The following is a 22,849-nucleotide window of genomic DNA, read 5'->3' as shown; positions in this document are numbered from 1 at the left end:
CCGGGAGCCCCGCAGCGCGGCCGGGGCACGCGCCGACGGGGGCCGCCCGCACGATAGAAGAGACGCCTCCAAGTCACCAGGCCCGTACGCCCGGTACTCCCGTCCCCGTCCTCGCCCCCGCCCCCTTCCTCTCCCCTGTTGCGTCTCACGGACGCATGTCCTGGGGCACCTCGCCGACGTGGTGATTGACAGCTGATCTCACCCCGTGGCGGGCATGATCAGTCTCGCCAGGCCAGCGGATCCCTCAGCGCGGTCGTCAAGCGCGGGCGAGTCGACTCGTGCCGGTGGCAGGGCTCATCACTCGTCTTCGTCGTCGAAGTCGTCGGGCGCCATCGCATCGCCGTCCGACCGGCCTCCCGTTCGCCGCGGCGTCTCCTCGGGTGATCGCCTCGGTCCCAGTCGCTGCCGAGTTCCTGGCAGCCGCAACCTCGATCGCGCCGACGTGAAGCGGATGCCGCCGTCCGGACCGCTTGATGCGGTAGTCCCTGTTCGACGAGGTCAGGGGCCTGAGCCAGGAGGGCGGGTACGCGGCCTTCACTCGCGCGCTTCGCTGCTGTCCAAGGGTGGGCGCGGACAGGCTCAGGAAGGGCGGGGTGACCAGAAGGACTTCTATGTCATGAATCCGTCACCGTTCTGTCCCGACAGGGGCCCCTGGGAGCCGGTTTGTTTGACAGGTCTCGGATCAGCCGCGCATCATCATTTCACTAATCGAATAGCTAAAGGGTGTTGAGGTTCGTGGAGTTCCGCATCGACAGGCGGAGCGGGATGCCCGCCTACCAGCAGATCGTCCAGCAGACCAAACAGGCCCTGCGACTGGGCGTACTGATGCCGGGCGACCGGCTGCCCACCGCCAAGGAGGTCGCCGAGACCTGCGCGGTCAACCCCAACACCACGCTCAAGGCCTATCGGGAGCTGGAACGCGAAGGTCTGGCCGAACCACGGCCCGGCTTGGGCACCTTCATCCGCAGGTCACTGGCCCGCCCCCAGGCGGGTGCCGACTCCCCGTTGCGCGGGGAGCTGGAGGCGTGGATGTCGCGGGCACGCGAGGCGGGCCTGGAACGGGAGGACGTGGCCGCGCTGGTCACGTCGGTCCTGGAGGAGCGGTACGGCCCCACCGCGGCGGCCGCGGACATGACGGAAAGCCCGGAAAAGAGGAATATCAGTGAGTAACGCCACAGACGCCGCGGGTGTCCGGGGCCCAGCGCAGGAGACGGCGATAGAGGCCGTCCGGTTGGGTATGAAGTACCGCCGGGGCTGGGCCCTGCAGGACTGCTCGTTCCGGCTGCCGGCCGGCCGGATCTGCGGTCTGGTGGGCCCCAACGGCGCGGGTAAGACCACGCTGATGGCGATCGCCGCCAATCTGCTGCAGCCCACGGACGGCTCCCTCACGGTGTTCGGCGCGGCGCCGGAATCCGCGGAGGCCGGACGGCGTACCGCGTTCCTCGCTCAGGAGAAACCGCTGTTCCGCCGCTTCACCGTGGCCGAGACGCTGCGCATGGGCCGCGAACTCAACCCCGGCTGGGATCAGCGGGCCGCCGAGAACATCGTTCGCGCGGGCAATGTGCCCATGGAGGCGAGGATCGGCACCCTCTCCGGCGGGCAACGTACCCGGGTCGCCTTCGCCCTCGCCTTCGGCAAGCGCCCCGACCTGCTGCTGCTCGACGAGCCGATGTCCGACCTCGACCCGCTGGTACGCCACGAGCTCATGGGCACGTTGCTGGCGGAGGCCGCCGAACACGGCACCACCGTGCTGATGTCCTCGCACATGCTCAGTGAACTGGAGAGCGTCTGCGACTTCCTCCTCGTCATCTCTACGGGCGGACTGCGCATGGTCGGCGACGTGGACGAACTCCGCAGCGCCCACCTGTTGTTGCGCGGTGTCCGCAGCGATGAGAGCGCCGGCCAGCGGCAGGAGCACGCCCAGGGCGTCCCGGCAGCGCTCGCCGGCCACACCCTCGTCGAGTACCGCACCAGCGGACGCCAGGTCACGGCCCTCATCCGCCCCGACGGCCCGGTGGCCGGCCAGTGGCAGACAGACACCCCGAACCTGGAGGAACTCCTGCTCGCCTACCTGCGCTGCCCCGACGCGCCACCGCTGATCACTCCGCAAGCCCATGTCCCGGGCCAGGCCTACGGCTCTCACGATTCGCGGACGGTGACGGCATGAGCAACCTGGCCGGAACCCCCGCCGCCATGGCCACCGGGTCCAACACGCAGAACGGGGCCGCCGCGTCCCCCACAGCCAACCGCCGCCCCCGGCTCAGCGGCCTGAACTGGCTCGTCTGGCGCCAGCACCGAGCCGGCTTCTGGACCGTGCTCGCCCTCACCGCCGTCTGCGTGGCGTGGCTCGTTTATCAGCGCAGCGTCCTGATGGATCAGCTCCTCGCCCAAGGGTGGCCCCACTCGTCACCCGACACGTGGCTCAAGGGCGAACACCCCCAACGGTTCCAGCTCGTGGGCTTCGGCCTCGGCTTCATCCCCGTCGTGCTGGGCGTCTTCCTCGGCGCCCCACTGCTCGCCGGCGACCTGGAGAACGGCACCGCCAAACTCGTCGCCTCCCAGTCCGTCAGCCCCAGCCGGTGGCTGGCCACCAAGCTCGGAATCAGCGGCCTGGTGGTCGTGGTGTGCACGGGGGCGCTCTCCGTCGCGTTCGGCCGCTGGTGGGGGCCGGTCAAGTACACGTCCACCGCCCTGGACTGGAGCGACGGCGCCGCGTTCGACAACACCGGCCCCGTTCCCGTCGCGCTCGCGCTCTTCACGGTCGTCGGCGGCGTGGCGATCGGCATGCTCCTGCGCCGCACCCTGATGTCCATGGTCGTCACCTTCGCCTTCGCCGTCGCCGTCCAGGTGGTCTGGCACTTCCAGCGGCTGAACCTCGGCCACGTCCTCACGGTCACCACACGCCAGGGAATCAGTTCCGACGCGTTCCCCCGGACACCTCAGGCCGCCCTGGAGATCGACCACTGGTACATCTCGGGATCCGGCCGGACCTACGGCTGGGGCACCTGCGCACACGAAGTATCGGAGAAGGCCTGTGTTCAGAAGTTCGACCTCGTGGGCTGGAAGGTGGACTACCTGCCGATCTCGCAGATGAGCAGCATGCAGTGGTTCGGCGCCTCGATCCTCTTCGCCCTGACCGCGGCGGTCACGGTGTTCATCTTCGTCCGGGGCCGCAAGCGCATCGTCTGACGCCCATGAACCGGTCCCCGGGCGCTCGGGTCAGCTTCTCCGACGCGCACGGTAGACCGTGGCCGCCACGACGCCCCAGGCGGCTGCCTGGGGCGTCGTGGCGCCAGCGGCGGGCCAGGCATATTCCTCGACCTCGTCGCCATCACGGCGGCGCACTCTGACCACGACTTCCGCAGCAATGCCCACGGCATACCCCAACCCAGAGCATGGTCCGTACGCGAAATCCGAGACCCTGCCCCCTGCCCTCCCCTTCGTCTACTGGTTTTAGAAAGGGCCGTCACAACCCTCGACAACCCCATGGGCCACACCTGATCCTTCGTGTTGCATCCAGCGGAACCGGTCGACGCCGAGGGGACGACCCGGCGTTCGAGCGGCACGAAGAGGCGGAGAAGCCCATGATCCGACGCAGAACTCTGCTGGCCGCCGCGGGCGGCACGTTCCTCGGAAGCGCCCTGGCGACCGGCACCGCGCACGCGGACGCGACCATCGCGGTCAACCCGGGCACCACATACGGAAGCTGGGAGGGCTGGGGCACCTCCCTCGCCTGGTGGGCGAACGTCTTCGGCGCCCGGGACGACTTCGCCGACATCTTCTTCACCACCAAGTCGGTGTCGTACAACGGCAGGACGCTCCCCGGCCTCGGCCTGAACATCGCCCGCTACAACCTCGGCGCGTGCAGCTGGAACAGCGTGGGCAGCGCGTCGATGGTCGCCTCTCCCAACATCCCGTCCTTCAAGCAGATCGAGGGCTACTGGCAGGACTGGAACAACGAGGACCCGACCTCCTCGGCCTGGAAGTGGACGGCGGACGGCACCCAGCGCGCGATGCTGGTCAAGGCGACCCAACGCGGCGCGATCAGCGAGCTGTTCGCCAACTCCCCGATGTGGTGGATGTGTCTGAACCACAACCCGTCGGGCGCCTCCGACGGCGGCAACAACCTCCAGTCCTGGAACTACCGCCAGCACGCCTCCCACCTGGCCTCCGTGGCCCTCTACGCCAAGAACAACTGGGGCGTGAACTTCACGACGGTCGAGGCCTTCAACGAGCCGTCGTCGGGCTGGTGGAAGGCGGACGGCACCCAGGAGGGCTGCCACATGGACGCGACCGTGCAGTCGGCCGTCCTGCCGTACCTGCGCAGTGAGCTGGACAAGCGGGGCCTGACGGGCACGAAGATCTCGGCGTCGGACGAGACGAGCTACGACCTGGCGCGTACGACGTGGGGCTCCTTCAGTTCGACGACGAAGGGCTACGTCAACCGCGTCAACGTCCACGGCTACCAGGGCTCCGGCGGCCGCAGGGACCTCCTCTACACGGACGTGGTCAAGACGTCGGGCAAGGCCCTGTGGAACTCGGAGACGGGCGACGGCGACGCCACCGGCCTCACCCTGGCGAGCAATCTGCTCCTGGACTTCCGCTGGCTGCACCCGACGGCGTGGGTGTACTGGCAGGTGATGGACCCCACGGCGAGCTGGGCGATGATCGCCTACGACGCGAGCACGCTCCAGCCGGGCGCGGTGCAGACGAAGTACTACGTGATGGCGCAGTTCAGCCGCCACATCCGCCCCGGCATGACCATCCTCGACACGGGGGTCGACTACGCGGTCGCGGCCCTGGACAAAGCAGCGAAGCGCCTGGTGATCGTGGCGGCGAACAAGTCCACCTCCGCCCAGACCCTGACCTTCGACCTCTCCCGTTTCACGACGGTGACGGGCGGCACGGGCGGCGTGGTCCCACGCTGGAACACGGTCACGGGCGGTGGCGGCGACCTGTACACGTCCCACTCGGACACGTACCTGAGCGGAAAGACGCTGAGCGTGCCGTTCGCGGCGGGCGCGGTGCAGACGCTGCAGGTGGACGGGGTTGTGGCGTGACCCCCGTGAGGTGACCGCAGGAGGTCCCCCCAAGGGAGACCTGCGCCACCCCTGGCCTGCGAATCTCTCCTGTTTGTCAGCCGTCGGCAGTACGGTGTCCCCCATGCGCCCCGACACGCCTGCCGAGAACGTCGACCACAACGCCGAAGCAGCACGCCTGGAGCGGACTGTCGGCCTGTATCCGGAGGACGCGGAGCACCTGCTGTTGCAGGCCGCGGCCCACCGGGAACTGGCCGGCGACCGCCCCGGCGCGACCGCGCTGTACGACCGCCTGCTGTCCTCCGGTGAGCCGCTGGAGAACCCCCACCTGGTACGCGCCCTGAAGGCGTCCAACCTGTGGGAGTACGACCACGAGGCGGAAGCGCGGGCGATCATCGAGGGAATCCGCACGGCCGCCCCGCGGCACCCGGCCCCCTGGGTGATCATCGCGGAGTCCCTGGAGTCGCACGACGAGCTGGAGGCGGCCGAGAAGACCTTCACGGAGGGCCTACGGCTCCTGGTGGGCGACGGCACGGAGCCCCCGCAGTCCACGTACCCCCTCCTCTACGGCCGCCACCGGGTCCGCCGCATGCTGGGCGCGGCCCACGACGAGTGGGACGCCCTGGCGGACTCCGTCCACTCCTCCTCCATCACCCTGGACGAGCTGCACGACCCCAAGCGCATCTGGACCCTGGGCTCGAACAACCCGGCGGAGCTGAAGGCGGAGATCACCCGCCTGCGAGCGGAACTGGGCGCCTACCGGGAGGCCCTGTCCCGCCCGTTCCCGGTGGCGGTCCTGCACTGGCCGGCGGGCGAGCTGGCGGAGCTGGTGGCGATGTACCCGTCGCTGGCCGCCGAGTACCCGTCGCACGAGGAGCACCTGGCGACGATAGAGGGCTCACTGAGGGAACTGTCGGCCTCGGGGACGGGCAACCTGGGCATCGTGTCGGGCACGGTGCCGTCGTACGAGGCGTTCGCGGCCTCGGAGGGCGCGGCACCGGGGGACGCGGCACTGCTACCGCAGTACGCGACGATCCTGGCCGCACGGGGACGGGCTGTGGCTTGGCCGCCGGAGCGGGGGGATGGGTGCTGGTGTGGGTCGGGGCGGGTTTATGAGGGGTGCCACGGGGGCTGAGGGCGAACCCACGGCCTCACTGGCGGGGCACACCCGGAAGTCACGGGCTTCCACCGCGTCCGGGCGGGGCGTTCCTGCATCACCGCAGTTGGTGGGTTTGAGCCACTCGCGGCCTCGGCGGGGCCTGGTCGAAGCAGCGCGAGGTGGCCCAAACCCACCAACTGCTGCCCTCGGCGCTCCGAAAACGATCACCTTTCGGCACAGGACCTTCGATTGTCGGTGGTTCCTGTTAGAACAGAGCCACATTGACGTGCGCTCGAGGGGGTCATGGTGACGGGGACGGGGGGTCCGGCGCAGCCGGTGGCCGGGGTGTACGAGAAGCTGATCACCCAGAGCGTGCACGACGAGCTGGGGCAGCTCGAGGCCACGGGGTGGAAGGCCATCGACGCGGAGGTCAGCGCCGAGTCCTCACCTCATGTGCTGGCTCGTCACATCGGCGAGGTAGTCGCCCGCAGGCTCAACCAGCTCCCGCCCGACCAGCAGGTCCCCTTCGTCAACCGGATACTCGAGTCCCTGGGTACAGCTGGCCAGAGTGACGCCGAGCCCATCAGCACGGTCGTCGAGGGCCCGCGGCAGCTTCTCGCTCTCGCCAGGCAAGAGGCACCGGGCGCCTACGCGATCCGCCCGCTTACTCCGCTCTCCGAGACGTCGTTGCTTACGAACTCGCCGGAGGACGTCAGCCTGGGCTCGGAGCTGCGGGCCGAGCTGGCGACCGCGGACCGAATCGACCTCCTTTGCGCGTTCGTGAAGTGGTACGGCATACGGGTCCTGGAGGACGCTCTCCGCTCCGCCAAGGAGCGAGGCGTAGAAATCCGGGTCATCACGACCACCTACATGGGCGCCACCGACCGCCATGCGCTCGACCGTCTCGTCCGCGACTTCGGTGCCACGGTCAAGGTCAACTACGAGACCCGCTCCACGCGCCTGCACGCCAAGGCCTGGCTGTTCCGTCGCGAGACGGGCTTCGACACCGCCTACGTCGGCAGCTCCAACCTGTCCAAGGCCGCACTGCTCGACGGCCTGGAGTGGAACGTACGTCTGTCGTCCGTCGCAACGCCCGCAGTGCTGGACAAGTTCGAGGCGACGTTCGACGCGTACTGGAATGACATCGCCTTCGAGACGTACGACCCCGACCTCCATGGCGAGCGCCTCGATGGAGCACTGGCTCAGGCGAGCGGCAGCACCCCGTCCACCGACCTGAAGATCAACCTCTCCGGTCTCGAGGTGCGTCCCTTCCCGCACCAGCGAGACATGCTCGAGCGGCTCAGAGTCGAGCGGGAGATCCGCGGGCGGCACCGGAACCTGCTCGTCGCTGCCACTGGCACGGGGAAGACCGTGATGGCCGCGCTTGACTACCGCAGCCTGTGCGGGAAGTCGACCAACGGACGGCCCAGGCTGTTGTTCGTGGCCCACCGCAAGGAGATCCTCAACCAGTCCCTGCGCAAGTACCAGGAGGTGCTGGACGACGCCTCCTTCGGGGAGCTGCTGCACGCGGGGCAGGATCCACGCGAGTGGAACCACGTCTTCGCCAGCGTTCAGTCCCTCAACGTCCGGCGGCTGGAGCAGCTGTCGCCCGATCACTTCGACGTCATCGTCATCGACGAGTTCCACCACGCCACCGCCGCTACGTACCGCCGGGTCATCGCCCACTTCACGCCGAAGGAGTTGTTGGGCCTGACGGCGACTCCCGAGCGGATGGACGGGCTCAACGTCCAGGACGAGTTCTTCGAGGGGCGCATCGCTGCCGAGATGCGACTGTGGGAGGCGTTGGAGAACGACCTGCTGTGCCCCTTCCACTATTTCGGTGTCCCGGACGGAACAGATTTGAGGAACCTGGGCTGGCAGAAGGGCACGTACGCTGACCAGGAACTCGACAACCTCTACACGGGCAACGACGCCCGCGCCCGGATCGTGCTGAAGCAGATCCGGGACAAGGTCTCCAACCCCGGGGCGATGCGGGCGCTGGGCTTCTGCGTGAGCAAAGCGCACGCCCACTTCATGGCGGACTTCTTCCGCAAGGCCGGCTTCCAGGCCATGGCACTCGACAGCGACTCGCCCGCTGGCCAGCGCGCCCAGGCACTGAAGGACCTGGGCGATGGAAAACTCCAGGTGATCTTCTCCGTCGACCTGTTCAACGAGGGACTCGACATCCCCGACGTCGACACCCTGCTCCTCCTCCGCCCCACCAACAGCGCGACGATCTTTCTCCAGCAGTTGGGCCGGGGACTGAGGCGCACCGAGACGAAGCCAGTGCTCACGGTCCTCGACTTCATCGGACAGCACCGAGCGGAGTTCCGCTTCGAGGAGCAGTTCCGGGCTATGACGAACCTGTCGCGGAACCGGCTCGTCGACCACATCGAGCATGACTTCCCGCAGCTGCCGTCTGGCTGTCAGATCATCCTGGAGGGCAAGTCCAAGGACCTCGTTCTCGACAACATCCGGACGCAACTGGGTGCCACGGTCAAGACGTTGGTGAACGAGGTCAAGGCGTACAGCACCCCACGCCTCGCCGACTACCTCCGCGAGAGCCGCCGGGAGATCAAGGAGCTGTACAAGAGCGACAACTCCTGGACGACCGTCCTGCGCCGGGCCGGCCTGATCGCGGAAGCCGCACCTTCGGGAGAAGCAGCGCTGCTCAAGCGGGTCCACGCGTTTCTCCATGTAGACGACCCCGAGCGTGCGCAGGCCTACCTCCGCCTCCTCGAAGACGACGCCCCGCCATACGAGGAACTGGGGCCGACCGATCAGTCGTACGCCCGCATGCTGTTCTTCAACCTCTGGGATAACGCGGGCGGCTTCACCAGCTTTCAGGAGGGACTGGAGTCACTGCGCCCCCAGCGGGCGTTCCGGGACGAGTTGAGGCAGTTGCTTTTGCACGTCGTCGAGCGGGCCGACCACTTCCCCATCCCGCTGTCGGGCCGCCTCAGCCATGTCCCGCTGAAGGTGCACAGTGCGTACAACCGCTCGGAGATCCTCGCCGCTCTCGGAGTGGCGCGCTTCGGCGGCCAGATGCCCAGGTCCTTCGCGCAGGGCGTGCAGTGGGTCGAGGATCTCCAGACGGATGCTTTGCTCATCACACTGGAGAAGAACGAGAAGGACTTCTCACCAACCGTCCGGTACAAGGACTACGCGCTGAGTCCGACGCTCTTCCACTGGGAGTCCCAGAACTCGACGGCGGCCGACTCCCGCACCGGTAGGCGCTACCGGGAGCACGCACAGCGCGGGAGTCAGATCCTCTTGTTCATGCGCCGCTACAAGAACACGGACATAGGCAAGTCCCAGCCATGGATGCTCCTCGGCCCGGCGACGTACAAGACCCACACCGGCAGCAAGCCGATGGCGATCACGTGGCGCCTGAAGCACGAGCTTCCGGCCGACGTGTGGACGTACTCGGCCATCACAGCGAGCTGACCTGCGCCGGGGAGGGCCACCCCGCCGACACAGTGATTGCGCGCAATCGCCGCGCCCCGCTCTGGGCGCGCAATCTGCCGCAATGCTCGCGCGGGTCTCGCTCTCCGCGCGCACCCTGGTCATCCAACCAGCACTCGGAGGACGAGATGACGCTCAGGTTCCTCGGCACGACCAGCGACGACGGCGACTGCCCCACCCTGTACGAGATCGAAGGGACGGACGAAATCCTTGTGCAGGGCGAGCGGGAGACCGACCCGGAGCACCTCGTCGAACTGCGGGACGTCAAGCCGTCAGAGACGTTCGTCCGCGTCCCACGCAGCCTCCTGACCCGGTACGCCCCGAAGAGCGACGTGCCGCAGCTTCAGCCGTTCGCATCGATTGCCCACCTCTTCGAAGAGTTCCGGCATACCGCCTGGCGACTGGAGACCCGCCGCGGCTACGCCTCCGATCGCACCAGCCCGAAGTGGGCACGTTGGCTGGCGGGCGAGGACATCGCCAGCGGCCCGGCCAACGCCTGGCGCGAGAACGTCCGCGCTCAGACGGCGCAGGGCAAGCGGTTTGAGAGGGTCCGGATCGTCGACGAGCCACCTACCCAGGGGCAGCAATTCCTCATGGCCAGCGCGCCGACCAACACCGCCGCAGGAGAGGACATCCGCAATCTCACCCGCGCGGAAGCCGATCGGCTGCGCCTGCCGGACTTCGACTTCTGGCTGTTCGACTCGAAGATCCTTGCCCGGTTCGCGTTCGACGAGAAGGACACCACCCTCGGTGTGTACGTCACTGAGGACCCCGCGGAGGTCCTCGCCGCCTGCCAGGCCCGGGACGCGGGCTGGCACCACGCCGTCGGTACCGAAGAGTTCGCCAGGCGGGTACGTTCCACAGTGTGACCACAGACTTCCAGACGGCCCGGGAAGCCCTCGGCGCGCGGCTGCGCGAGCTGCGCGCCGAGGCCGGTCTGGAAGGCAAGGACATCGCCGCCAAGCTCGGCTGGCAGCCGTCCAAGGTCTCGCGGCTGCAGAACGGCAAGCAGACCCCGACCCGCGAGGACCTCACCGCGTGGGCACAGGCGACTGGCCGCGCCGATGCCGAGGCGGAGCTACACGGGCTGCTCGCCGGGCTGGACATGAAGCAGCGCCACCGGTCCTGGCGACGCCAGTTGGCCGGCGGGCACCGCGGACGGCAGGAGATCGCGGTACGGCAGACCCAGGCTACGAAGGTGATCCGCGGGCTCGAGGTGTCGCGCATCCCCGGGCTGTTCCAGACGCCGGAGTACGCTCGGGTCATCTTCGACAGCAACGCCGAGTTCCGCGGCATCCCGCCGACCACCGAGGCCGCAGCCGAGGCCCGCATGCGTCGCCAAGAATCCCTGTACGACCCGGAGAAGTCGTTCCGGTTCCTCGTGTGCGAGGCAGCGCTCTACCACCGCTCGTGCCCAGCGGATGTCATGGTCGAACAACTCGACCGCTTGTACAACCTCGTCGGCCAGCGCCGTATCGAGCTGGGCATCCTGCCCTTCGGCACACAGCTGCGCCGTACGGCCCCGCATGCATTCTGGATCTATGACCGAAGGCTGGTCATCGTGGAGACGATCAGCGAAGAGCTATGGCTCGCCGGGGACGAAGACATCCGGTTGTACGAACGCGCATGGGACTGGCTCGCGGAGTCTGCCGAATACGGAGCCCCGGCACGGCGTCTGATCGGCCGGGCGAGGGCTTCGCTGGAACTCGCGTAAGCAATCCACGCAAGCCGCCCGAGCCCTCGAGCAATCCCGCGCAACCGGCGCACGGACGCGCAATCACGCTGCCTAACGTGCTGGTCATGGCCCTACCGATGACACTCGCCGAGCTGTATGAGGCCGGGGACGCGTGGCTCGCCGACTGCTCCGCGCACCCGGACCGTGTACGCCAGGCATGGAACGCCGAGGCTCTCGCCCCCATCACCACCGGCGAGCACTGGCTCGTCGCCGAGTCTCGAGTGTCCACCGGCCTGCCGGCCGTCGCGCGGATCGATGAGGAGCAGCGGGGGCCCGTACTCGTCGACGCGTACGGAGAGACGGCCTGGTGGCTCGTATCGTCTCAAGCGGCCGAAGAGCTGGCCGACGTGCGGCAGCTGAGAGTGCAGACAGCGGGCTGGGTTCTGCACTGTCCGCCCCTCGGGGTGATGGTGGCAGGACACTTCTGGCTGTGGCGTCCGGATGGATCGGGCCACCTCAACGACCCTGCCGTACTCGCGGCCGCCTTCGCCCCCGGCGGACGCCGACTCCGCACGGAGGCACTCTGATGCCACCCATGATGAGCCGGCCCGTCGAGCTTGAGCTACCGGTCGAGTGGCCACAGCCGCATCCGGGTTGCCAGGTCTGCGCCGCGCTCGCCCGGCAGCGCACCGAGGCCCAGGCAGACGCGGACTACTCGAAGGTCTCAGACTGCAACGTCGAAATGCGCGAACACAAGGACGCCCACCCGAGGAGGAGGCGGCGGTGACTCCCCGAGTCGAACAGCGCCCGGTCGCCGCTTGTAGCGGTTGAGGACGCTGGCAGCGCATCGCCAGCAACCGGCTGTACATCCGGATGCAGACGGCGTACCGCGCGTACATGGGCCACGGGCGCGGCTGCGCAACCTGCGACGCCGACAGCACCCACTGTGCGACCGCGAAGCATCTGTGGGACGCCTACAAGGCCGCGGCCTCCTCGCCAGGTCGGTAACCCCTGCTCTCCACCCACAGCCCCGCCCGGCCCAGCATCCCCGAACAACAGGGACGGGCGGTCCAAGCCCTCGAACCCGAGGGCTCTCGTCCACGCCAGGAGGAAAGCGTGACCGCCACGTTAGAGCACCCCGTAGGCACCGCCGATCCGCTTAGCCTCGTCGAACCCGAGGTGACCGATCGTCTCGCCCGCCGCATCACCGCCGACCACCCGGACATCGACGAGGCGACGGCGCGGCGCATCGTCGGGCAGACCGCCGCGTTCCTCGCCGCTTCCGGGCGTAAGCCCGGAGCGTTTCTGGCACCGAGCAAGCTGGTGGACATCGGCTGGCACACGTTCATCCTGCATACCACCGACTACGCCGACTTTTGCCAACGCGTCGTCGGCCACTTCGTCCATCACGTCCCGACCGACGAGGGCGACGAGCCGCCCGGCGGTCACACCGACACCCGGAAGCGCACCTTGTCCGCCATCAGGACCGCCGGATTCACCATCGACCTGGAGCTGTGGCGCACCTCGGCCGACTGCTCGCAGTGTCACGCCGGATGCCACGACAGCCCCAAGAGCAGCTGACATTCGACACCATCCGTACGACACTCCAGCCGTCTGGTCATTCGGCCGGGCGGCTGGCTCTATGAGCGGAGGACCTGTGACAGACACCCGCGCCGCCTGGGACACCTACGCAGCGCAGCGCCCCGAGCGCAGGCCCGTCAACGCCCGCGGCGAGTCGACGTGGTTCAACTGGACGCAGTACGAGGACCACGGGCCTGGCGCCGAACTCCTCGAGCTGGCCCCCGGCAGCCGTGCGCTGGACCTCGGCTGCGGGAAGGGCGGCAACGCTGCCCACCTGGCTACGCTTGGGATGACCGCTGTCGGTATCGATGTCTCGCAAGCACAGCTGCGCGCGGCCGAGAAGCGTTGGGGCAGTCTGCCCGGGCTGGTACTGCACCAGGCAGACGCCGTCGCGTTCCTGCGCGAGACGGACGACGTGTACGAGGCGGTGTACTCGGTATACGGCGCCCTGTGGTTCACCGACCCGGCGTTGCTTCTGCCCGCCGTCCGGGAGCGGCTGCGGCCTGGCGGGGTGCTCGCCTTCTCGCAGCGACCGGCGGTGGAAGGCTGCTACGGCTGCCAGGCCTCTTACATCCCACGCGGCGCAGACGAGGACCCGCTTGTCGTGAAGCGTTGGGACTACGAGCCCCAGACATGGGAGCGTCTGCTGAAATGGCACGGCTTCACCGACGTGCGGGCCCATGTGCTGCCCGCACCTGCCGGACGCAGGACGGTCGGAACGTTGATCGTGCAGGCTCACCGCTCATCCCACACACGAATTCAAGGGCGCCCGCCAGTCGGGGCATGAACGCGAAGGCCGTGCGTTTCGCTCTCGACCTCGCGCCTTCACCGCGGAGGGCCTATGGCCAGGAGACCCGAAACATCGCCCCACGCCCCTAAACACTCCATGCGGCGCGTCGACGGTGACCACGGGGTATCGGCCGTCGGCCTCAGGGCGCCCAAGGCCGCCCGGCGGCAGCCCCTGACCGCTGACTCACCGTCTTCGGGCGCGTTCCTCCCAGTGGGCCAGCTCCTCGCGCGTGGTCACCGTTCGGGGATGGTCGGCGCCGAGTATGTGGATCTGTTGGTTCAGCAGGTGGGTGAAGGACGTGGCGGCTCCGGCGGCGTCTCTCGGTCGCGCCGGTGCGGCAGGTGGGTCACCACACGGGGACCGACCCGTCCGACGGCCACGCCTCCCCCGGACCCCTGCACTTACACGCCGTCGCGCGCCCGGGCCGGTGTCACTTCCCCTTCCTGCCGGAAGAACCGGCAGAGGCGGACGGTGTCTTCCCGGTGGCCCCGCTGCCCGCCGCGCTGTCGCCCCCGCCGTCGCGGCCACCGCCCGACGCCGGCAGATGGGCGCAGTAGTCCGCGACGGCCGCTTCGCTTCCCGCCGCCTCGACGAGGCGCCGGGGTGCGGCCGGCGGATGGCCGTGCGTCTGCCGGGCCGACCGGTAGGCGGTGCACAGGCTGCGCAGCGACTGGGCTGCCGCCGACGGGCCCGCCGCGTCGGAGGACGAGCGCGCGCCGGGCTTCCCGCTTCCCGGGGCCGCGCCGGTGGCGTCGGCGTCAGGGAGTTCGCCGGGTGCGGGCGTCGTGGAGGGCCGCGGCTGGGAGGAGGCGGAGACCTGCGCTTCGCCCGGAGTCCGTCCCGAGCCTCCCGGGAGGGGCAGGTGGAGGGCGTTGGTCTGGACGGCCACCGCCACCCCGCCGAACGTCAGCGCGGCCGCCACCGCGCCGATCCCGGCCTTGGCCCATCCCGGCGTCCTGCGGCGGCGGTATCGGGGCACGCCCGCCGACACGTCCGGGAGGGCTCCGGCCGACGCGGCCCGGAAGGCGGCCATCGCGGCCTCCTCGCCGTCCGCGGGCGCGACGTCCTCGGGGGTGGCGGCCGCCGCCCGCAGCACCGCCGACAGACTGCCGAACTCCTCACCGCCCGCAGCCGGTACGCGCTGCAGCAACCGCTCGGCCGTGCGGTCGTCCAGTCGGCTCCGCTGTCCTTTCCTCACGCGGTGTCCTCCAGTATCGCCGGTCGGCCCACGGCCGGTCGTGGCGGCTGACCGGTGTGCAGCATCTCGGCCAGTTTCCTCAAGCCCCGGTAGGCGCAGACGCGTACGGTGCCGGGACGCTTGCCCAGCACCCGTCCGGCCTGCTTGGCGTCCAGCCCCAGCACGACGCGCAGCAGGACCGCCTCCGCCTGGTCGCGGGGGAGACTCGCGATGAGTGCCAGGGCGCGGTCCGTGGACACCGATTCGAGCGCCTCGTCCGCGGTGTCGGACGCCGACGGCAGGTCCAGCAGGTCGTTCTCGTCGCCGCCGATCAACGGGCGTCGGCCGGAGCGCCGCAGATGGTCGAGCGCCCGGTTGCGGGCGACCTTGGCGGCCCAGCCGCGGAACCCGTCGCCGTCCCCGTGGAACGTGCCGAGGTCACGGGCGATGTGCAGCCACGCCTCGGACATCACGTCCTCCGCGTCGGCCGCGCCGACCAGCGTCCGCACATAGCGCAGCAGCATCGGGTGCACCATCCGGTAGACGCGGCGGAACCCGTCCTCGTCACCGTTCTGGGCGGCGTGCACGGCATCGGTGAGGGTGGCGTCATGCCTCTGCCGGTCCCGGGCCGCCGGGTCTCTCCTTGCCTCGCGCACGGTGGTCATCCTGCCGCACGCCGGGCCTCGACAGGCCACCGGCCCGGGTCGTCGCCGTTTGTCCGACTCGTCCCGCACCGCAGGGACGAGGTGTAACACTTCCGGCCGAGTCGGCTCTCTCATTGCGGTCGGCCGCGTCGGCAGGCCGGTCAGGACAGGGGGCACGACTCGTGCAGTGGACGGACGAAAGCGGCAGAGCGTACGGCGAGGACCCGTACGGCGGTGTCGGGTACCCGTATGCCCCCGGGTACGACTACGGCGGCAGCACCGTCACGGACACCTATGGCGGCAGCACCGTCACGGACACCGCCACCATGCCCTGGGACCCCACACAACTCGGACCGTGGACGCACCCGGGCGGCGACCACAATGCGACGGGACCGGACCCCTACGCCACCGGAACGCCGTCCTACGCGGCCGGCACGCAGCGTTACGCGACCGGACCGGCCCCCGCGCCCGCGCCCGCGGCGTGGGACTCCCCCCATGGTGACGTCCTCACCGTGCCGCCCCCGGAACCCGACACACCCGGCCACGTACCAGCCCCGGACGCAGCCGACAGCGAGTCGGTGCAGCCCGTCTTCGTCGACGCCTCGGGGCGACGCCAGCGCCGCGTGCTGCGCGCCGCCCGGCTGCTGCTGATCCCCGCCGGCGGCTACGTCGCCCTGCTGATCAGCGCCGCGCTGGGCGGCCCCACCCTCAACACCCCGTTCGTCCCCCAGCCGGACCCCGCGCACCACCCGGCCAAGCCCCGCGCGGCCGCGCCCGACTCCTCCCCCGAAGCCGGCCGGTCCGCAGGGAGTGCGAGCCCCACCACGGCGCAGCGGACCTCCCGACCCACCGCCCGGACGACAGCGTCCGCCACCCCCGCGGCCAAGTCCGCGCCCACCGCCGGCGCGTCCCAGGCTCCGGCCCCGGCCGCCACCCATGCCGCCGCCCCCAGCCCCACCCCCAAGGGCCGCGCGATCGGCTCGTCCCACAAGCCCGTGAAGTGACCAAGGCCCCCTGACGTGACCAACCGCCGTCGCCGCGACGCCGCTCCCCCGCGCCGCCACAGCCACCGCCAGATCACGCCCCGCACCCACTGGCTGCTGCTGAGCGTGCTCGCGGTGACCCTGTCGGCGGCCCTGCTGCTGCAGGGTTACACCCACCACATGTTCGGCATCGCGTCGGACGACGTGACCGGCGACCGTGGCAGCAACCGCACGGTGCCCGGTCAGGTGGTGCACGGCGGCCCGGTGATCGCGAACGCCGCCACCTCCCCGCACACCGCACACGCGAAGGCCCGCACCATCGCCCTGACCTTCGACGACGGCCCGGATCCCGTCTGGACGCCACGGATCCTGGACGTGCTGCGCCGCAACCACGTGCACGCGACCTTCTTCGTCGTGGGAACCCAGGTCGTCGCCCACCCGGAGCTGGTCCGCCGGATCATCGCCGACGGCAACCAGGTCGGCATCCACACCTTCACCCACCCCGACCTGGCCCGCCTCGCCCCGTGGCAGCGTTCCCTGGAGCTGCGGGAGACGCAACTGGCGGTGGCCGGCGCCGCGGGGGTCACCACCGCGCTGCTGAGGCCGCCGTACTCCTCGGAGAACGACGCGCTGAGCGACGCGGACTGGTCCGTCGTCAAGCAGGCCGGCGCGGCGGGCTATGTCACGGTGCTCGCCACCCAGGACGCCGAGGACTGGCAGCGGCCCGGTGTGGCCCGCATCCTCGCGCAGGCGACACCCCACGGGCGCGCCGGGCAGATCGTGCTGATGCACGACGCCGGCGGTGACCGGGCGCAGACCGTCGCCGCACTGGATGTCCTGGTGCCACGGCTGAAGGCCCAGGGTTTCCGGTTCGCGACGGTCGGCGACGCCGTCGGCATGACCGAACCCGTGCGGCCCGCCGGGCTCCGCGACCACCTGCAGGGGCTGGCCCTCATCTGGATGCTGCGGGTCGGCGACTGGATCGTGTGGCTGCTGGGCGTGCTGATGTACGCGGCGGGGGCGATCAGCGTGCTGCGCGCGGTGGTCGTGCTGATCGCCGCCCGACGGCACCGGCGGCTGCGGGCCGGGCGCCGGAGCCTGTCCTGGGGGCCGCCGGTGACCGAGCCCGTCAGCGTCATCGTCCCCGCCTACAACGAGAGCGCGGGGATCGAGGCGGCCGTGCGCTCGCTGCTCGCCTCCGACCATCCGGTGGAGATCATCGTGGTGGACGACGGTTCGACCGACGGCACCGCCGACCTGGTGGAGTCGCTGCGCCTGCCGGGGGTGCGGGTGATCCGGCAGCGGAACGCGGGCAAGCCCGCCGCCCTCAACACCGGACTCGCCGCCGCCACCTGCGACCTGGTGGTCATGGTCGACGGCGACACGGTCTTCGAGGCCGACACCGTCCGCACGCTCGTGCAGCCCTTCGCCGATCCCCGCGTGGGTGCCGTCTCGGGCAACGCCAAGGTCGTCAACCGGGGCGGCCTGCTGGGCCGTTGGCAGCACATCGAGTACGTGGTCGGGTTCAACCTGGACCGGCGCCTGTTCGACCTCGCCGAGTGCATGCCGACCGTTCCGGGCGCGGTGGGCGCGTTCCGCCGCCGGGCGCTGCTGGACCTCGGCGGCGTCAGCGACGTCACCCTCGCCGAGGACACCGACCTCACCATGGCGCTGTGCCGCGCCGGCTGGCGCGTGGTGTACGAGGAGGGCGCGAAGGCGTGGACCGAGGCGCCCGCGTCACTGAACGCCCTGTGGCGGCAGCGGTACCGCTGGTGCTACGGCACCCTGCAGGCCATGTGGAAGCACCGCGGCGCGCTGGTGCAGCGCGGTGCCGCCGGGAAGCTGGGCCGCCGGGGCCTGGTCTATCTGCTGCTCTTCCAGGTGCTGCTGCCCCTGCTCGCCCCCGTCGTGGACGTCTTCGCGGTGTACGGGCTGGTCTTCCTCGACCCGGTGCGGGTCATCGGGCTGTGGCTCGCCTTCCTGCTGCTGCAACTCGTCATGGGCCTGTACGCGTTCCGCCTGGACGGGGAGCGGCCGGGCCCGCTGTGGAGCCTGCCGCTGCAGCAGTTCGTCTACCGGCAGTTGATGTACCTGGTGGTGATCCAGTCCGTGTTCACCGCCGTGTCGGGCTCGCGGCTGCGCTGGCAGCGCATGGAGCGGTACGGCAGCCTGCAGGCCCCGGCCCCGGCCCCGATGGGCGCGGAGGCTCCCCCGAGCGACGTCACCCCGCAGGAGCCGCCCGGCTTTCCGCCACCCGCGCCGTACGACGGCTTTCCGCCACCGGCACCGTACGACCCCCTCGCGTACCCGGCCCCGTACGGCGCCCCTCCGCCACCGGCGCCGTACGCCCCCTTCGCGCACCCGGCGCCGTACGACGGCCCCCCACGGCCCGCACCTCACGACGGCTTCCGGCAGCCCACGCCGCACGAGACGACCCAGTGGTACTGAGAGGACAGTGACCCGAGCGCATGAGTGGACACCGGCGCCGACCGCCGCAACGCACCATCGCCGGCAGCCGTGCCGTGGGTGACCGCGCCCCGGGCCGCCGAGCCGCACCGCACCAGACACCCGGGCCCAAGCACCAGGCCCCCGGGCCGGGCATGTCACGGCGCGCCCGGAGAGCGGCGCCGCAGCGGAAACGGTGGATCGACTACCCGCGCGGGGGCAGGACGGGTCCGCGCCGCTGGCTGCCGTCGGTGCGTCAGCTGCTGGGGCTGTTCCTGTTCTGCTTCGGCGCCACGGTGGCGGCCGTCGGTTACGCCTACGCCACGGTCACCATCCCCGACCCCAACCCGTCGACGCTGCTGCAGAACAACGTCTACTACTGGTCCGACGGCACCGTCCTGGCGACCGACGGCAGCGTCAACCGGCAGAACGTCACCCTCACGCAGGTCCCCGCGGACGTGCAGTGGGACTTCATCGCCGCGGAGAACGCGTCCTTCTACACCGACCCGGGCATCGACCCGCAGGGCATCCTCCGCGCCGTCGTCCACATGGCCGAGGGCGGGTCCGTGCAGTCCGGATCGACGATCACGCAGCAGTTCGTCAAGAACACCTATCTCGATCAGTCGCAGACGCTCTCACGCAAGTTCAAGGAACTGCTGATCTCCGCCAAGATCGGCGCGACCATGAGCAAGCAGCAGATCCTCCAGGGGTATCTGAACACCTGCTTCTTCGGCCGTCAGGCCAACGGCGTCGAGGCCGCCGCCCGCATGTACTACGGCCTCCCGGTCGAGAAGCTCAACGTGAGCCAGGGAGCGTTCCTCGCGGCAGCGGTCAACGAGCCGAGCCTCTTCCAGTACGCCGACTCCGACCCCGCGGCCAGAGCGCAGGCGGAGGCCCGCTGGTCCTGGGTGCTCGACCGGATGGTGACGATCGGCAAGCTGACGCCGCAGCAGCGCGTCCGGTACTCGGCCGCCGGTTTCCCGGCGCCCAGGAAGTGGGCTCCCGGTTCGGGGTTCACGGGCCAGGTCGGCTACCTGGTCCAGCTGGCCAGGTCGTACGTCCAGGCGCACGACCCGAACATCACCGAGAGCAGCCTGAGCCGGGGCGGTTACCAGATCCGCACCACCTTCGACAGGAAGAAGACGGCGGAACTGTCCCGGGCCGTGGCGAAGGTACGCAAGGACCGCCTCGACCCCGCGCACCGGTCGGTCGACCGGGACGTGCAGGTCGGAGCCGCCTCGGTGGATCCCAGGACCGGAAGGATCCTGGCCGTCTACGGCGGTCCCGGCTTCGACCGGGCCCACTACGCGGACAACGCCGACACCTCCGGCGTCCCGGTGGGCTCGACCTTCAAACCGGTCGTCCTCGCCGCCGCGCTCCAGTACGGAGCCGTCCTGCAACCCGGCAAGTCCCCGCAGCCGATCACCCCGGCCAGCAAGTTCGACGGCGACGACGGCATCCAGATCAAGGACCAGCAGGGCAACTACGTCACCGACGACAAGGACCCCACCGGGCTCCTCCACCAGCACAACGACACCGACCAGCGCTGGGGTTACATCCCGCTGCGCGAGGCGATGGAGCAGTCGGTCAACACGCCGTACGTGCAGCTGGGAGAGTACGTCGGCTACGGGAACGTGGCGAGGACGGCGGAAGCCCTCGGGCTGCGCTCGAGCAGCCTCGCCGCCCCAAGTGCCGGCTTCTACATCGGCACCTCGACACCGAGCGCCATCCGGATGGCGGGTGTCTACGCGACCTTCGCCGCCGAGGGAATGCAGACCACCCCGTACTCGGTGACCAAGGTGATCCACAACGGCTCGCCGCTGACCGGCTTCACCGCACCCACCCCCGTACGGGCCCTGCCGGCGGCGGTCGCCGACAACGTGACCGACGTGCTCCGGGGGGTCATCGCCCGGGGCACCGGCACCAAGGCCCAGGCGCTCGGCAGGACCGCTGCCGGCAAGACCGGAACCACCGACGACTACCGGTCGGCCTGGTTCATCGGCTACACCCCGCAACTCGCCACGTCCGTCGTCCTCTTCCGGGAGGACCCGAAGCACCCGCAGTTGCAGTCACTGGCCGGCGTCGGCGGCCTGCAGAAGGTGTTCGGAGGCGACATCCCCACCGAGATCTGGACCCAGTACATGCGCGACGCCCTCGCCGGCCTGCCCGACGCCTCCTTCCCCGTGCCGGCCCCGCTCGGCCACGGCGCCGACGAGCTCGGCGCTCCGTCCCCCTCACCCTCCCGCGCCACGCCCCCTGTCAAGCGGGGCGGCAGCACCGGCAAGAAGACGACCACTCCCCGGACCGCCCCGACGGCCAGCCCCGTCTGCCGCCATCGCAGGTGCCGTTGACCCGTCCTCCCGCTCACCGGTGGGAGGCCGGGCGTCGGTTCGGCGCGCGCGGGGCGGTCCGTAGGTGTCGTACGACGTGGCCCCCAACCGCTACGGCGTGAGCCGGTTGGGGCCGCGGAACAGGAAGGTGGCCTCGCGGATCGAGTCCAGCCCGAGCATGACCATCAGCATCCGTCCGAGACCCATGCCCAGGCCGCCGTGCGGAGGGCACCCGTACCGGAACGCGTTCAGGTAGTCCTGCAGCGGCTCGGGGCTCATGCCCTTCTCGGCGGCCTGCTTCAGCAGTACGTCGTAGCGGTGCTCTCGCTGGGCTCCGGTGGTGATCTCCAGGCCTTTCCACAGCAGGTCGAAGCTCAGGGTCACGTTCGGGTCGTCGGCCGGCCGCATGTGGTAGAAGGGCCGGACGCCTACCGGGTAGTGCGTGACGAACACGAACTCATGGCCGGTGGCCTGCCGGATGTGGGCGCTGATGCTCCGCTCGCCCTCCGGGTCCAGGTCCTCCCTGGTCCCTGCCGGGTCCCAGCCGCCCCCGCGCAGGATCTCCTGTGCCTCGGCCATGGTGATGCGGGGGAAGGGCGTCGTCGGGACGGTGACCTGCACGCCGAACCGTTCCCGGACGGCCTCACCGTGGGCGCCCGCGACCTTGGCGATCGCGTGGGCGAGCATCCGCTCCTCGAACGCCATCACGTCCTCGACACCGTCGATCCAGGCCAGCTCGACGTCGACGCCGGTGAACTCGGTGGCGTGCCGGGAGGTGAACGACGGCTCCGCGCGGAAGACGGGGCCGATCTCGAAGACCTTCTCGATCCCGGCCGAGATCGCCATCTGCTTGTAGAACTGCGGCGACTGGGCCAGATAGGCGCTGCGACCGAAGTAGCCGAGCTCGAAGACCTCCGCGCCGGACTCGGAGGCGGTGCCCATGAGCTTGGGGGTGTGCATCTCGGTGGCGCCCTGCGCGTACGCGTACTCGCGCATCCCCTGTTCCAGGGTGGTCTGCACGGCGAACAACAGCTGGGCGGCGGGGCGGCGGCGCACATCCAGGAACCGCCAGTCCAGCCGGTGCTCGATCCCGGTGTTCTCGTCGATCGGCAGCGGTGTGGCGGCCGGGTTCAGGACCTCGACCGCCTCCGGGACAAGCTCCAGGCCGCCGAGCTTGACCTGGGCGGCGTCGGCGACGCGGCCGGTGATCTTGACGGCGGACTCCGGGGTGAGGGCTTCGAGCTGTGCCTCCAGCGGCCCGTCGTCACGCCGGTGGGTCACCTGCACCAGGCCGGTGTTGTCCCGGACGATGACGAACTGGACCTTGCTCATCAGGCGCAGACTGTTCACCCATCCGCAGACGGTGACGGTGCGGCCGATGTGTTCTCGCAGGTCGGAGACGTGTACGCGGCTGTGGATCATTTCGGTCCTCCAAAGGACGTCGTCATGATCCCTTGGGAGTGCGGGCGAGAAGGGCGACTCGCGGTACCACCGCACTTTCGCCGTCACAGAGTGGCGGCCTCGTTCGGGCCCGGTGACGGGGGCCGGCCGGCGGGGCATCGGGCCGAGAGGGGGGCCGTTCCTCCCCGCGCTCGGGAGGGTCTTCGCCCCGGGGCGCGAG

Annotated in this window: 17 protein-coding genes; 14 read left to right on the top strand and 3 right to left on the bottom strand. The window is 70.0% G+C overall.

The window, feature by feature from the left end; translation table 11 throughout:
• The first annotated feature begins 765 nt into the window (after window positions 1-765).
• The 11 genes from ACIRC0_RS22845 to ACIRC0_RS22795 all read left to right on the top strand — a co-directional run bounded on the left by ACIRC0_RS22845 (window position 766) and on the right by ACIRC0_RS22795 (window position 13,646).
• Window positions 766-1,170, top strand: a complete 405-nt coding sequence (locus ACIRC0_RS22845; protein ID WP_403619066.1) for a GntR family transcriptional regulator — start codon at window positions 766-768, stop codon at window positions 1,168-1,170.
• On the top strand, window positions 1,163-2,167 hold the full coding sequence (locus ACIRC0_RS22840; protein ID WP_403618359.1) for an ABC transporter ATP-binding protein: 1,005 nt from the start codon (window positions 1,163-1,165) through the stop codon (window positions 2,165-2,167). Before ACIRC0_RS22845 ends, ACIRC0_RS22840 begins: the two co-directional genes overlap by 8 nt.
• The gene (locus tag ACIRC0_RS22835; RefSeq protein ID WP_403618356.1) at window positions 2,164-3,189 is read left to right on the top strand and encodes an ABC transporter; all 1,026 of its coding nucleotides are present in this window, start codon (window positions 2,164-2,166) and stop codon (window positions 3,187-3,189) included. Before ACIRC0_RS22840 ends, ACIRC0_RS22835 begins: the two co-directional genes overlap by 4 nt.
• A gap of 395 nt (window positions 3,190-3,584) precedes the next feature.
• Complete coding sequence (locus ACIRC0_RS22830) at window positions 3,585-5,060, top strand: beta-1,6-galactanase (protein WP_403618354.1); 1,476 nt, start codon at window positions 3,585-3,587, stop codon at window positions 5,058-5,060.
• A 103-nt stretch (window positions 5,061-5,163) separates the two neighbouring features.
• Complete coding sequence (locus ACIRC0_RS22825) at window positions 5,164-6,174, top strand: hypothetical protein (RefSeq protein ID WP_403618351.1); 1,011 nt, start codon at window positions 5,164-5,166, stop codon at window positions 6,172-6,174.
• Window positions 6,175-6,441: 267 nt separating this feature from the next.
• Window positions 6,442-9,585 carry a DUF3427 domain-containing protein gene (locus ACIRC0_RS22820; protein ID WP_403618348.1) on the top strand — a complete coding sequence of 1,048 codons (3,144 nt, stop codon included), beginning with the start codon at window positions 6,442-6,444 and terminating at the stop codon, window positions 9,583-9,585.
• A 146-nt stretch (window positions 9,586-9,731) separates the two neighbouring features.
• Window positions 9,732-10,472, top strand: a complete 741-nt coding sequence (locus ACIRC0_RS22815) for a DUF6879 family protein (protein WP_403619063.1) — start codon at window positions 9,732-9,734, stop codon at window positions 10,470-10,472.
• Entirely contained in the window at window positions 10,469-11,317 is an 849-nt protein-coding gene (locus ACIRC0_RS22810) for a helix-turn-helix domain-containing protein (protein WP_403618345.1), read from the top strand. The genes ACIRC0_RS22815 and ACIRC0_RS22810 overlap by 4 nt, the downstream gene beginning before the upstream one ends.
• Window positions 11,318-11,403: 86 nt before the next feature.
• Window positions 11,404-11,865 (top strand): hypothetical protein, encoded by a 462-nt coding sequence (locus tag ACIRC0_RS22805; RefSeq protein WP_403618342.1) that lies wholly within the window; start codon window positions 11,404-11,406, stop codon window positions 11,863-11,865.
• A gap of 529 nt (window positions 11,866-12,394) precedes the next feature.
• The gene (locus ACIRC0_RS22800; RefSeq protein WP_403618339.1) at window positions 12,395-12,859 is read left to right on the top strand and encodes a glycine-rich domain-containing protein; all 465 of its coding nucleotides are present in this window, start codon (window positions 12,395-12,397) and stop codon (window positions 12,857-12,859) included.
• Between the two features lie 76 nt (window positions 12,860-12,935).
• A complete protein-coding gene (locus ACIRC0_RS22795; protein ID WP_403618336.1) occupies window positions 12,936-13,646 on the top strand; it encodes a class I SAM-dependent methyltransferase in 711 nt (236 codons plus the stop codon).
• A gap of 433 nt (window positions 13,647-14,079) precedes the next feature.
• Here ACIRC0_RS22795 and ACIRC0_RS22790 read toward each other — a convergent pair whose 3' ends face one another.
• Together ACIRC0_RS22790 and ACIRC0_RS22785 are read right to left on the bottom strand one after the other, a co-directional pair.
• Complete coding sequence (locus tag ACIRC0_RS22790; RefSeq protein WP_403618333.1) at window positions 14,080-14,847, bottom strand: hypothetical protein; 768 nt, start codon at window positions 14,845-14,847, stop codon at window positions 14,080-14,082.
• Window positions 14,844-15,491 carry an RNA polymerase sigma factor gene (locus ACIRC0_RS22785; protein WP_403618330.1) on the bottom strand — a complete coding sequence of 216 codons (648 nt, stop codon included), beginning with the start codon at window positions 15,489-15,491 and terminating at the stop codon, window positions 14,844-14,846. The genes ACIRC0_RS22790 and ACIRC0_RS22785 overlap by 4 nt, the downstream gene beginning before the upstream one ends.
• Window positions 15,492-15,652: 161 nt before the next feature.
• Here ACIRC0_RS22785 and ACIRC0_RS22780 point away from each other — a divergent pair, with 161 nt between their 5' ends.
• The 3 genes from ACIRC0_RS22780 (at window position 15,653) to ACIRC0_RS22770 (ending at window position 21,249) form a co-directional block, all read left to right on the top strand.
• Window positions 15,653-16,474, top strand: a complete 822-nt coding sequence (locus ACIRC0_RS22780) for a hypothetical protein (RefSeq protein WP_403618328.1) — start codon at window positions 15,653-15,655, stop codon at window positions 16,472-16,474.
• 15 nt (window positions 16,475-16,489) lie between these two features.
• Window positions 16,490-18,901 carry a bifunctional polysaccharide deacetylase/glycosyltransferase family 2 protein gene (locus ACIRC0_RS22775; RefSeq protein ID WP_403618325.1) on the top strand — a complete coding sequence of 804 codons (2,412 nt, stop codon included), beginning with the start codon at window positions 16,490-16,492 and terminating at the stop codon, window positions 18,899-18,901.
• Window positions 18,902-19,149: 248 nt separating this feature from the next.
• Window positions 19,150-21,249 (top strand): transglycosylase domain-containing protein, encoded by a 2,100-nt coding sequence (locus ACIRC0_RS22770; protein WP_403618322.1) that lies wholly within the window; start codon window positions 19,150-19,152, stop codon window positions 21,247-21,249.
• Window positions 21,250-21,339: 90 nt separating this feature from the next.
• Here ACIRC0_RS22770 and aspS read toward each other — a convergent pair whose 3' ends face one another.
• Window positions 21,340-22,650 (bottom strand): aspartate--tRNA(Asn) ligase, encoded by a 1,311-nt coding sequence (gene aspS / locus ACIRC0_RS22765; protein WP_403618319.1) that lies wholly within the window; start codon window positions 22,648-22,650, stop codon window positions 21,340-21,342.
• Window positions 22,651-22,849: the final 199 nt, after the last annotated feature.

This window comes from Streptomyces sp. NPDC093984 (assembly GCF_044764595.1).
In the GTDB taxonomy this organism is placed as follows: Bacteria; Actinomycetota; Actinomycetes; order Streptomycetales; family Streptomycetaceae; genus Streptomyces; species Streptomyces cynarae.
Note: the sequence above shows the minus strand (reverse complement) of the source record. Positions and strands in the feature narration are given on the sequence as shown.